General features: G+C 53.9%; 8 protein-coding genes. 4 read left to right on the top strand and 4 right to left on the bottom strand.

Annotated elements, in window-relative coordinates; genetic code table 11:
• Positions 1 to 571 precede the first annotated feature (571 nt).
• From ACEPPP_RS13045 to ACEPPP_RS13035, 3 genes are all read right to left on the bottom strand, one after another.
• Positions 572 to 1,537 carry an SCO family protein gene (locus ACEPPP_RS13045; protein ID WP_374087349.1) on the bottom strand — a complete coding sequence of 322 codons (966 nt, stop codon included), beginning with the start codon at positions 1,535 to 1,537 and terminating at the stop codon, positions 572 to 574.
• An 18-nt stretch (positions 1,538 to 1,555) separates the two neighbouring features.
• Positions 1,556 to 4,141, bottom strand: coding sequence for a multicopper oxidase domain-containing protein (locus ACEPPP_RS13040; protein WP_374087347.1), 2,586 nt, complete (start codon positions 4,139 to 4,141; stop codon positions 1,556 to 1,558).
• A gap of 203 nt (positions 4,142 to 4,344) precedes the next feature.
• Positions 4,345 to 6,642, bottom strand: a complete 2,298-nt coding sequence (locus tag ACEPPP_RS13035; protein WP_374087345.1) for a hypothetical protein — start codon at positions 6,640 to 6,642, stop codon at positions 4,345 to 4,347.
• Positions 6,643 to 7,374: 732 nt separating this feature from the next.
• On the opposite strand from ACEPPP_RS13035, the gene ACEPPP_RS13030 reads away from it, so the two are divergent.
• Both ACEPPP_RS13030 and ACEPPP_RS13025 read left to right on the top strand, forming a co-directional pair.
• Complete coding sequence (locus ACEPPP_RS13030) at positions 7,375 to 7,620, top strand: hypothetical protein (protein WP_374087343.1); 246 nt, start codon at positions 7,375 to 7,377, stop codon at positions 7,618 to 7,620.
• Positions 7,617 to 8,078 carry an iron-containing redox enzyme family protein gene (locus tag ACEPPP_RS13025; RefSeq protein ID WP_374087341.1) on the top strand — a complete coding sequence of 154 codons (462 nt, stop codon included), beginning with the start codon at positions 7,617 to 7,619 and terminating at the stop codon, positions 8,076 to 8,078. Before ACEPPP_RS13030 ends, ACEPPP_RS13025 begins: the two co-directional genes overlap by 4 nt.
• Before the next feature lie 235 nt (positions 8,079 to 8,313).
• On the opposite strand, the gene ACEPPP_RS13020 is transcribed toward ACEPPP_RS13025, so the two are convergent.
• A complete protein-coding gene (locus ACEPPP_RS13020) occupies positions 8,314 to 8,757 on the bottom strand; it encodes a hypothetical protein (RefSeq protein ID WP_374087339.1) in 444 nt (147 codons plus the stop codon).
• Between the two features lie 394 nt (positions 8,758 to 9,151).
• Between ACEPPP_RS13020 and ACEPPP_RS13015 the strand changes: the two genes are divergently transcribed.
• Positions 9,152 to 10,207, top strand: coding sequence for a rod shape-determining protein (locus ACEPPP_RS13015; protein ID WP_374087337.1), 1,056 nt, complete (start codon positions 9,152 to 9,154; stop codon positions 10,205 to 10,207).
• Positions 10,208 to 10,336: 129 nt separating this feature from the next.
• Complete coding sequence (locus ACEPPP_RS13010; protein WP_374087335.1) at positions 10,337 to 12,529, top strand: glycoside hydrolase family 3 N-terminal domain-containing protein; 2,193 nt, start codon at positions 10,337 to 10,339, stop codon at positions 12,527 to 12,529.
• The last annotated feature ends 1 nt before the right edge of the window (position 12,530 follow it).

Genomic DNA, 12,530 nt, shown 5'->3' with positions numbered 1-12,530 from the left:
ACTTACTTCATCCCAAGTTATCGCCGAAATCCGCTCATAAAAGACTCCGACCAGTAGACCTATCAGGAAAAACACCATAGGCTGAATTCTGCCGGCAGGAGCCCGATAGACTGAAATCCTGTCTGTTGATCTTTTCATCGCTGAGTCTCCCTTTCTTTCCGTAAATAAACGTACTCACGATATGCTTTTTATACCGGATCAACTGCCGCAACATAATTAGTACTGCTACTTATAAGTAGTTGCCCTTATATGGGTTACGGTTAGGTTAGTCAGGTCGTAGTAGTACCCGGCGAAGATTTCCGGAAAAGCTTGAACAGGAAGGCAGTAAATGAAGATAAGCTCGAAGTTTATGAAGGGACTGGCAAAACCAGCTCGGATATTGGAATATCCAAAGCCGGATCTGGTCCAGCCTGTCAACAGAGAATACGCTTGGGTTTATAGGTCAACTTTGGCTGCTGTCCGAAAACACAGGTTGAACGGATTGTGCTATGAAATTTTTCGTGCCTTTCGTGTTTTTCGTGGACAATGCGTAATATCAGCGACATAATGATTTTCAATGGCACAAGCCAAATTATCGTGCGGATTTGCTGCTCGCTTCCATATAGGCAATAAGGGCTTCCACATCGGCATCGCTGAGCCTTAGGTTAGGCATCACGACTTTTTTGTAGCGGTTGTAGAGATCAAGTGCAATGGGGTCTTTCTCGGCGAGTAATTGATCAGGCGTCTTCAGCCAGCGGGTAAGCCATGCCCTGTCACGCCGGTGAGTGACATTTAACAGCCCCGGTCCTAGGCCATCCGCATTGCCAAGGCTATGACAAGAATCACAACGGGAGCGGAAGAGTTCTTCACCCTTGCTCAGCTTGGGTATTTTTTCCGCACCTGCATAAGTTGCCAGATCGGTTTTCTGATCCGTCTTGCCATGACTCAAAGACCGGCCCAAAAGCCAAGCCAAAACCTTCGGTTCGTCAAAAGCAGAGCGCTTTATCCATTGCCCCGTGCCTTCATTACCTAAGCGAAAACTGGTGTTATGTTCGCCAAGTTTGCTGGCTTCGACACCGTCTCTGAATAAGCCCAGTTTTTTTCGCAGGAGCGTGGTATCTGCTTTGCTTCCCGTTAGAAAACTCCAGCCGGAATCGGATTTAATCCTGAACCTTTCGGCATACTCTTTCAGTACCTTCGGGGTATCGTGCTCAGGATCAATGCTGATCGAGTAAAAGAAAATATCTTTCCCCATACGATCAGCCAACAATTTGTACACCTGGCGCAAACTGGCCGTCTCGGCCGGACAGACATCGCCGCAGTGAGTATAGATGAAATTAATCGCGACGACTTTATCCTTGATCAGGTCATCGTAAAAGCGAACGGTTTTGCCATCCTGATTGACCAATTCGACATTCGGAAAATAGCTTTCTCCCCAAGGTGAACCCTTGGGGGCCGCCAACGCCGGGCGCCCCCCAAGGATCGACATAGCCCCGATGAATACAATGCAGAAAAACGACGTTCTCCAACAATCAACGGGGCAATGCGTTTTCATCATGGCTCTCCTCTTCCTTGATTATTGAGGTAAAACGAACGATTTCTTTGCAACCAAATCACCCGTTTTAGCCGTCGGTAAATAAATACTAGGATCGTATTGAACCCCCTCCCATCCCGGCATCGGTGTTGGGATGGCTAGCGTTTGCCCCGGATGCTCTATATCCCAGCGCAGCAACATGGCCCTGTCCTCATGCTGGGTATTGTGGCAGTGCTCCACATAGGTTCCCGCAAACTCCCTGAAACGGATAGCCATATCCACACTCGCGGTACTGTCTGCCAGTGACCCTATCCGGTACACATCCTTACGCGCATATTTTTCCCAAGGCGGTGGCGCTTTGCCGCCACGGTAGAGAATTTGCCCTTCTTCAAAATGCACGTGGACAGGATGACTCCAACCCCCACCGCCGAGCTTGATATGCCATATCTCAACTTTGCCTAAGCCGTTTGGCTGATCAGGAAGCGTTGGAGCCGCTGAAACCCGATGCTCATCGGCGTTAAAGCCCTTACCGCCATCGGTTTTGATTGTCCAGGGTTTTAGATCCGTGCCGTCCGATTTTCCAAACTCAAAGGTTCTCTGTACAGCCGCTTGCAGTTCCTGGGTCGTCGGTTTATTCAAAGGAATCATCTGTTTACCCGGTACCACTTTTTTAGTTACAGGATCGATAAAAGTTTCCTGATAGTAGTATGGATCCATGCTCAAATCCGTACCGCTGTAATCCTTGACACGCAATTCGAGGAACTTGCCAACGACTGGATCACCATTGATGCCATCCGCTTTATATTTGCCGCTCAGCACATCTGCCAATGCCACTACTTTGCTCGGTCCCAGACCGTTGACATGCTCCAGCAAATTGACGAAGTACAGCTTCTTGCCGGCCATGCCGTTGAAATCCACAACGATGTCATAGCGTTCGGCAATGCCCTGTTCTGGTAATGCCCCTTCTGCAGACGCAGAATTGGGGAACGGTACGGCATGTTGCAAGAGATTCCCGTCGTTAGCGATCATGTAGTAGGGTATTTTTTTTCCGGTTTCATCCACGATGGCGATCTTGTAATAACGCGAGACACTGCCGTTCAAGATACGGAAACGGTAACGCCGGGCGCGCACGTCAAGATAAGGCTTGTAAACCCAGTTGACGGTAATTCGGTCCCCCAGGTAACCATCGGTGTTAAAGATATTGTATTTAAGCTGGCCTGTATCATCCCACGCCTTGTCGGCAACCAGCAGGTTCACATCATAATCACGGTTGCCCCAGTCCAGTTCGGATCCACTCGGTAGACACAGATTCACGTTGAAAGGGCCTGGATTTGCCGGGTCAGGCGCAGCGTAATGACAACCGTAGCCAGGCTTGGAATGATCACCGCTGGCTTCCAGTATATCCTTAGGCTCTTTACCACGGTCCACGGCGCTATAATAGTTCATCATCGCCGCATTGCCTTTGTAGACATTTTGCGCGGTAAAATCCAGCATATGGTCATGAAACCAGTGGGTGCTCATGGTTTCACGCCAATCGCCGCGAACGGGAATAATTCCCCCGTTACCATCCGGGGAGCCCGCCCTATAATCGGTCGCACCGGTATTGATGCTGTCATGTCCAGCGAGAATCATCGGCCAATGATAATCGTAGAACTCACCAGGATAAGCATAGGCATGCATGAAGCCATCGCTTTCGGCCGGATTGTGCCCGTTATGCTCGTGGGTCGTGATGGTATGCCTGCCAAACCCTTTGTTTGCTGACTCATCGATCGGCAAGGCGTTGTAATGGCGGAACAATATGGATTCGCCATACCTTGCCATCAGCAACTTGGGCGGCAGAGTTCCATCAAAGGTCCACACAGAATTAGCATTCTGGGCGGGCAAATTAGGGTGAATCTTGACTTCTATTCCAGCAGCAGTGCCATTCGGCAGATAGTAAAGTCCGTTGGGGCCAAATTCCCCTTTATTATATTTGTGCATCTGGTAGCCGTCTCGAAGCCCGCCGTTGGCACGCGCGCCGGACATGGCGCTTTGAAAATACGTTTGTGGAAAAAACTCATCCCAGCGCTGATGCGAAAACCATTCACCGCCTGGCCGAGCATCGCCCCGTGTTGGCGTTTGATCCGATAATCCCACACACCCTTTCACCTTAGCTTCCCACGCATTAGTCAATGTCTCGTCTGCGGCTGCTCCGGGATAGGGATGAATTTCTTCCTTAAGGAAGGCGTCGAGATCCTGACCGGCAGGTGAGCTCTGGCAATCCGGAGCGCTTGGCAATACTGACGTTTGTGAAGATCCGCCTGGCATTTTTTGCAATCCGAATTCTTCAAACAGCAATAGCTTGGCGCTAAAAGGTGTGGCGCATTGACCATTGATGCACAATGGGCTCGCCGTTGAGTCTGTCGGGATGTTGAAGGCCGCCTTGACTGGTGCCGCATGAATTAACGACACCGACAATGCGGCTATGACCCAAGCCAAACTTGAATCAGCCTTGCTGATAGTTGTGGCTAATACGCTTCGGGTCATTGAATCAGGGAGCTTCAGCTCGGGTATTTGAGCTTTGCCGGTCCTATCCCTGCCTCGTTTTTCAGGATCATCCCTAACACTGAGCTTTATCTTCTTGTTCATGATAAATTCTCCTCTTCAGTTATTAAAACCTGATCGAGTTATTTGATGGCGTGCAAACGTTCTTTATTCGTTAGTTAACACGACTACAGTGGGTCCGATCGATTGCCTCATCTTGCTGTTGGTCGATAAGGTTGGCCTTGAACCAATGATTTTAAAAACCGGCCCCATGTGGAGCCGGTTTTTTTCTCTATACATACCTGATATTAATTAACACCGATATTTTCCCTCTTAGCGCCTGTCGCAGAGGACCGCAAGCTGATCGGCGTCTTGCAGGCAGGCCCTGGTTTTAACCGGAAGTCCCAGGTACCGTCGGGTATGCCGGCGAGCACAGGAGTTGCAGTTCCCAATTTATTGGTGTTCAGATCGGCCGGCACGGATGCCGTCAGGTACAACTGGATGCTGTTGTTCGTCTGCACCGAACTGGTGCCTCTGACCCGCCACTCGCCCGAAGTCGCATTGATGACTTTGCACGTTGCGGAGGAGATCACGATATTTTCAGGCGCAACAACCGTCACCGTGACATGCGCAAGCGGTGAAACCTGACCGCTGTCATTGGCTACGGTGTAGTCGAAGCCGAAGTTACCTGCCGTGGCACCGGCCGCGAAAGTCACCTTGCCGGTTGTATTAGGAGTCGCCGTACCTCCGGTGACGTTGGATACCGCTACCGATGCCGGATTCAACGTACCGCCATTGGCCGAGTCGTTGGCCAGCACGTCGATCACTACCGATTGGTTGACGGCCACATTGACCGGTCCATCGGGATTGGCAATCGGCGCAGGCCCAGCCGCGGATGCCGCGACCGTGACGATTACCGTTGCCACATTGGACTGCCCGACGCTGCTGACAGCCGTATATTGGAAACTCACGTCGCCATTGGCAGCCCCCGGCGTGTACGTGATGCTTGTGCCATTAACGGCTGCCGAGCCGGAACCCGCCGGGATTGCAGGTCCGACCAGCTGCACAGACGTAATCGGAGCCGCCGCGTTCGCGACATCGTTGGCGGTAACCGGAATGTCCACGGCCGGTCCTGCCGCTTGTGCCGCGGCACTATCATCCCTGGCCAACGGCACGCCAGCCCCGAGCGTTGTATTGATGCTTGTCGTTACCTGATTGCGCGCCACGATGAATGTGCCGCTGCCGTTGGCGGAAGATTTAACGGTCACGGTATCCGGCGGCGTACCAATACCGGTCGCTGTCAATCGGACTTCGGCCGGATCGGTAGTATTACCGGTCGATGCCGCCGTATGAGTGGGGTACTTGGTTTCGTCGAGGCTCAGAATAGGCGGCAGATCGGCTCCGAAGCCCTTATCACTGCTGGTCGCGATGACAGTCAGCGTGTCAGTAGAGAAATCGTAATTCGCCGATGAGGCCGTCACGACATCGACCGCGTCTTTCGTCACCATGCTGGGCGGCGTATCGGCGCTGTTGATCACCGAGATGGCTCCCGGCAACGTGCCGCTGGGGTCCACCATGCCCTGGGCATAGTACTCCCCGAGCGCAGTGAGGCCGAACGGGATCATCTTGACCGGCGCTATGTTCGCTGCGGCCGCCGTCAACGAAGGATCTGGCTGAGTAGGCAGTGCCTTGATGTTGCGAGCATACACATCGACCTGGGTGCCGGCGGTATCACGCCGGTAGAAGCTGTTGAAGATCTCCAGCGGACTGGGAATTGGATTTGCCACAAAATCGTGCAGGCGACCCATCAGGCTGAACTGGTCGGAACGCACGCACGTACCGCTGACTCCTTGGTCTCCCAATAAAATGGGAGTGCCATCGGCATGGACGCCGCAGATCTCTAAATAATTGGTGCCGAAGGGACTGCCGGTGACGAATTCCGTGGCGAGCCCGTCCGACAGGAATTGAGCACCATTAATCGTGACCGGTGGGAGCGGAGCGCCGCCGCTGCTGAGGGACCGTTGCAGGAAAGGCCCGAGACGGCTCTTCATTGCACCGTCAAACACGCCCCGCGCCACGCCGACATCTTCGCTGAAGGTGATGTCGCGATTGCCGGCAGCAACGGCATCAACCGGGAAGGTCTCGACGCCGTAAGGATGCGTGACCGTGTAAATGCCGGGTTCGGGAACGCCTGCAAATAAACGGATACGCGTAAATGTGATCTGATCGCCCACCACCACAGGCCCTACGGAGAAGGCTGCTTCCAGCGCCAGAACCAGGGTCGCGCGCTTGCCTCCCGGCATGTCCAACACGGACGTGGCATTAAAGTAAAAAGCCTCGTCGGGGAAGTTGGTCGGGAAGCTGTAGGGCGGATCGGGAAGGCCTGGCCCGACCAGTAAACAGGCATTCTGCTGCCCCGCGCCGGGATCGCTGGCGTTGGGCAAGCAAAGATCGAGGACCATGCCGTTCAGGTCCTGATACCAAAGCGGAAAGCCATGTCCCGCCGGAGATGGTAGGTTGGTCGGCCCGACCCGCGCCAGATCGGCGTATGCGGATAGGCTCGCCGCGGCAAGCGCGGCTGCAATCGCTATCTGTTTCGTTTTCATAGTCCACCTCAATGTAGAATTTGCTCTCATTAGGGTGTAGATCGGCGCGCCTTGCTATAGATGATTGCTCCTGTACCCATAATCCACACCCATTCCACAACCGGAGCTGCGCCTGATTCATATCCGGCATCAATACGGGATGTCAGGCATTCTGATGCAGCCCAGGGTCACAAGGTATAGCAAAAGCACATCAAACAAACTCAGGTGATCACCTGATATGGCACTAAGGAAATACCTGGAAAAAATAAATAGGATTGAGTTTTTAATTAAGGTGTTATCTTCATCTACGTTATAGATAGTTTTTAACCCATTGAAAAAAATGATGTTTTAAAAGAATTAACCGTTAATAATCTTGCTTCCGGCAAGACATCAAACGCGACCGAAACGCAAAAGCCGCACGGGGAACCACCTTCCAGGAACAACCCGAGCGATTTCCTGTCCGATCTGGATAGACTAATCGGCAGCCAGGGTAATGCATATTGAGTTTCGCCCCCTAAAAACCAGCCATTGCACGGAATTTCAGGAATTGCTGGGAATCTACCACGCAGCGTTCCCGCCAGAAGAGCGCCAGCCGGATCATGTGCTGAGGGAAAATATCGCGAAGACGATGCCTTACTGCATCAAAACCTTAGCGTCATCCCGGACAAGATAACTGTATCTAAACCGCTTACGTCAGGCCAGTTTGAGCCAGGTCGCCGTTAGAAAACCGCATCCGATAAAAAAGGAGATAACATGTCGAAGCACACATCTCTCACCCATCATTGGCTAATACAGATGCAGAAGGCATACCGTCAACTCGTCAGCGAGAGCCCGTTTTACGCGAAACTGGCCGATGCCCGCACCATGGACGATTTGCAATGGATTCGACAACCGTATTACTTGTCCTCTGACTTCACTGCCGCCGTCGCCTTGCGTTACGGCAGTTGCCTTGATCCTCGCTCCGCGACGCTTTCGGCGAACATGCCGCGGAGGAAGTGACCCATCCCCACGATTTGTGCGTCTGGATGCGGGAATTCGGCTTTCTTGCCGCCGACGAAGAGCCGACCTCGGTGCCGCCGAGTCTGGAAACCCTGGCCTATGGAAGCTATTTCATCCGCTCGGTCATGCGCGAACCCATCTGCCACCAAGTCATTACCCTGAATTTGATGGCCGAAGGCATGGCCAGGGATATGTTTGCCACTATCAACCCCCAACTGGCTGAGCGGGGGTTGCCGCCCAAGGGCTATTGGAAGGTCCATGAAAAAGCCGACATGAAGCACCAGATACTCGGGCTGGACCTGATTCCTGATCACGAACCGGCTTCCCTAGCCGGAAGACGCTATGCCCGCATCGCCTGGGAAGTCGCCAGCCTGGCGCGGCAAGCGTTGGACTCATGGGGCTGGATACCTCCGGAGTTGCGGCAAAAACTACCGCTGCCCCATGACCTCAAAGCCTGATTGATGCGCTTCTGCCTGGCCCTCGTAACCGAACGGTTCCGCCACTTCGGCGTGGATATTCATGAGCCCGTGGGTGACATTGGCGCGGGAGGACGCGTAGTCGGATTCTTTACCTGCTTGATCAAAAAGCTCGGGAACCGGGCCGGATACGTATTTACAGGCAAGGGCCCGAGCTTTGGCTGCCCCATCATCTGACCTGAGGCGACCGGCTACGACACCTTATCTTCCGTCGAGGTTAATGGCGATCGCGCCCGCCGCCCCCATGATGGTCGCCGCCTCCATGCGATTTACGCTGAATCAGGATTCCGCCGGAGCCGCTGCCCAAGAAAGGCCCGCCCCACATCCAGCCGAAATTTTGCTGAGGCGGGTAGCCCTGATGTATATCTATCTGTACCGGGTTTTGCCGGCTCCATTGCATTTCCTGTTGCTGCTGTTGCTGCTGTTGCATTTGCTTCAGTTGTTGTAGTTGCTGCTGTTGTTGTTCGACTTGTTCCTGCAACAATCTTGTTTTCTCGCGTTCCGCGTCCAGGAGCTTTTTTTGTTCGACTTCTTGCCGGCTTGGCGGTAATTCACCATTGGGCCCCAGATTGACGCCGCCCGGCCCGTAGATATTAGGGTCACCCCGGACAAAGCCTATCGCAGTGCCGAACAGAACGCATAGGGCGAATAGATTTTTCACGACATTCACTCCGATGTTGAACTCATTCATAAACCTTAGACCTACCAAGGAGGAAAAATAGTCCGATTGCCTTGCCAAACGCCGCACTTTTTAACCGATACGATCTACAACTGGCCTACGGATTGCCAATTCCTAACGGCACGGATTCCTGCACGAAACCGGGTCTAACTTCCATATCCAGGCAAGTTACCCCCCCCCCCCCAGCCGGGTATCACAACATTTCGCTATAATGATCAGCGCGCCCCGTGGGAACCGAGGACCGAACGCTAACGCCCGGTTCCGCGCTGTCGCACCGCTCGCTTGCTCCGCTTTCTGTAGGGTCGATGCCGACAACAAGCGTGAGGTAGCGAAAATACATTTCAATCAATTGCCTGGTGCCAAGGGACCATTCTCAATGCTATTCAAGAGAATTCGTGGATTTTTTTCGAACGATCTGTCCATCGACCTTGGAACCGCCAACACCTTGATCTATATCCCGGGACAAGGCATTGTCCTTAACGAGCCTTCGATCGTCGCGATCAAGAAAGACGAAAAGCGCGGCACCCAAAAGATCACGGCCATCGGCGCGGGCGCGAAACGCGTTGTCGGCCGGACGCCCGGCAACATCACCACGATTCGCCCGCTGAAGGACGGCGTGATCGCCGACTTCGCCATCACCGAACGCATGCTGCGCTTTTTTATTCACAAAGTGCATAAAAGTAAAATGTTGCGCCCAAGCCCTCGCGTTTTGATCTGCGTCCCTTGCGGCTCGACGCAAGTCGAGCGCCGCGCGATTCGCGAGTCCGCCACGCTGGCCGGCGCGCGCGAAGTATTTTTGATCGAGGAAGCGATGTCCGCCGCGATCGGCGCCGGTCTGCCGGTCGATGATATCTGTGGCTCGATGGTGCTGAACATCGGCGGCGGCACCTCCGAGGTCGCGGTGATCTCTATCAACGGCATCGTGTATTCGTCTTCGATCAGGATCGGCGGCGACCGCTTCGATGAGGCGATCATCAACCATGTGCGCAGCCACCATGGCAAACAAATCGGCAAACCGACCGCCGAAAGAATCAAGATGGAAATCGGCACCGCCTGCCCCGGCAGCGAAGTCAAGCACATCGACGTGATAGGCCATAATCCGGCCGAGGGCATTCCGCTCAATTTCACGTTGAACAGCGCCGAAATCCATCATGCCTGGCGGGAACTGCTCTCCGGCATCGTCGGCCTCGTCAAGGCGGCCCTCGAACAGACTCCGCCCGAACTGGGCGCGGATGTCGCGGCCCGCGGGATATACTTGACCGGCGGCGGCGCGCTGCTGAAGGATATGGACCGGCTGATCGCCGAAGAAACCGGCTTGCCAGTCTTTATCGCGGACAACCCGCAGACCTGCGTCGCCCGCGGCGGCGGCAGGGTGCTCGAAATGATGGGCAAAAAAGGCATCTCAGCTTTTTCCCTGTGCACGGTACCTTAATCTTTGACTGGGTTCCCGCTTCGAAGCGCACGCAATGCATCGAATCGCCCCAAACTCATTAGACAGACCTGAATCTTGAAAACAAAAACCTGTTTACTTATTAGCTTATTGTTTCCTCTGGAGTATGCCGTGAGCGCTGAAGCCGTAAAACCCAACATCGCCTCTCAAGTTAACCATCTTCTGGCCCAAATGACCTTGGAAGAAAAGGTCGGTCAGATGACACAAGTGGATTTTACGGTGATCGGGAAACCGGAAGAACGTCATGCCGAGAACCCTATCGATCAGGCCAAACTCGAGGATGCGGTATTAAGACGCCATGTCGGATCGATCATGAATACGCCATATACGCCGAACAACCAGGCGCAGCCCATCGCGACTTGGCGCAGGATGCAGGAGACGATACAGGCGGCAGCGGCCAGATCGCGGTTGAAGATTCCGGTGCTCTACGGCATCGATGCGATTCACGGCGCAACCTATACCCAAAATGCCACCTTGTTTCCGCAAGCCATCAGCATGGCGGCGACCTTCAACCCCGATTTGAGTTTTAAGGCGGGCGAGATTACCGCGCGCGAAATTCGCGCTTCCGGTTTACTGTGGAATTTTTCGCCGGTGATGGATATCGGCCGCCAGCCGCTTTGGCCGAGGCTGTGGGAAACTTATGGCGAAGACGTGCATTTGGCCACGGTGATGGGAACCCGCTTTATAGAGGGCCACCAAGGCGCCGACTTCAGCGCTGCCGACAAGGGCCTGACCTGTTTGAAACATTATGTCGGCTACAGCCTGCCGTTCAACGGCAAGGACCGCACGCCGGCATTCATCGGCGAGCGCATGCTGCGCGAATACTTTCTGCCCACCTTTGCCGCGGGCATCAAGGCGGGCGCGCCAACGGTGATGGTCAACTCCTCCGAAGTCGACGGCATTCCGGGGCACGCCAATCGCCATTACCTGACGACTGTTTTAAGGGACGAACTGGGCTTTAAAGGCTTTACGGTATCGGACTGGCAAGATATTCAGCGCTTATACACGCGCGACAGGTTAGCGGCTTCGGAAAAAGAAGCGGTCAAAATTGCGGTGATGGCCGGCGTGGACATGAGCATGGTGCCGTTCGATTTTTCGTTTTACGACATCTTGCTGGAACTGGCTAAAAGCGGCGAAGTCCCGATCGCGCGTATCGATGAAGCGGTCGGGCGGATTTTGACGGTCAAATATCAGGCCGGCTTGTTTAACACGCCTAAAGCGCCGATACCGGTAGAGGGTAATTTTGCGGCGCCTGCCGCGACCGCGACCAACCGCCAGGCCGCGCACGAGGCGATCATTCTCGCCAAAAATGAAAATCATCTTTTGCCGTTGAAAAAAGACGCCAACATCCTGGTGACCGGCCCCACCGCGAATCTTTTAAGCGTGCTGAACGGCGGCTGGACCATTACCTGGCAAGGCGATGCGGAACATTTATACCCGAAAGACAAGTCGACGGTGCTCGCCGCCCTCAAAAAACAATCGACCGGTAAAGTCACTTACGTCGGCGGCGATCGTTTCGACGATCCTATCGATAGTGAGAAAGTCGTTGCCGAAGCCAAGCATCATGATGTCATCTTATTGTGCCTCGGCGAAAAACCCTATACCGAAACCCCCGGCAATATCCCGTCCCTGGAACTTGACCCCGAACAACAGGCTTTGGCCGATGCAGTACTGGCAACCGGCAAACCGGTCATTTTATTGACTTTCGGCGGCCGCCCTCGCATTATCACGAAGGTTACCGAAAAAGCGGCGGCCGTATTACTCGGATTTTTGCCGGGCATGGAGGGCGGCGAGGCCGCCGCGGATATACTATACGGCGCCTATAACCCGGACGCCAAACTGCCGATCACCTACCCCCGCGATACCAACGCGATTACGCCTTATGATTACAAACCCATCGAGTCTTTTGAACAAAACACCTATGACCCGTTATACCCTTTCGGCCATGGTTTAAGTTACACCACCTTCGAAACCAGCCAGTTAAAGGTCGATAAGCCCCGCATCGGTTTCAATGAAAACATCAACGTCAGCGTGGATGTGACGAATACCGGCAAAATCGCAGGCAAAGAAACCGTTCTGGTGTATCTGAACGATGTGGCCGCTTCCGTGACCCGCCCGAATAAGCAGTTAAAGGCATTCAAAAAAGTCGCGCTGGAACCCGGTGAAACCCAACACTTGAACTTTACGTTAACGCCCGATGATTTATCGTTTATCGGCCTGGATTTTAAACGGCTTGTCGAGCCGGGGGACTTTACCGTGATGGTCGGCAATCAGAGCGTCAAGTTTACGGTGAGCCCCTCCTAAG

Origin of the sequence: Methylomicrobium lacus (genome assembly GCF_041897535.1) — a bacterium.
GTDB classification, from domain to species: domain Bacteria; phylum Pseudomonadota; class Gammaproteobacteria; order Methylococcales; family Methylomonadaceae; genus Methylomicrobium; species Methylomicrobium lacus_A.
The sequence above is the reverse complement of the archived record's forward strand: the minus strand, read 5'-3'. Positions and strand labels throughout refer to the sequence as shown.

Excerpts from the sequence above, each read along its gene's own strand:
- ACEPPP_RS13035 (WP_374087345.1), bottom strand. The coding sequence starts at position 6,642 with ATGAAAACGAAACAGATAGCGATTGCAGCCGCGCTTGCCGCGGCGAGC.
- ACEPPP_RS13045 (WP_374087349.1), bottom strand. The coding sequence starts at position 1,537 with ATGATGAAAACGCATTGCCCCGTTGATTGTTGGAGAACGTCGTTTTTC.
- ACEPPP_RS13015 (WP_374087337.1), top strand. The coding sequence starts at position 9,152 with ATGCTATTCAAGAGAATTCGTGGATTTTTTTCGAACGATCTGTCCATC.
- ACEPPP_RS13030 (WP_374087343.1), top strand. The coding sequence starts at position 7,375 with ATGTCGAAGCACACATCTCTCACCCATCATTGGCTAATACAGATGCAG.
- ACEPPP_RS13040 (WP_374087347.1), bottom strand. The coding sequence starts at position 4,141 with ATGAACAAGAAGATAAAGCTCAGTGTTAGGGATGATCCTGAAAAACGA.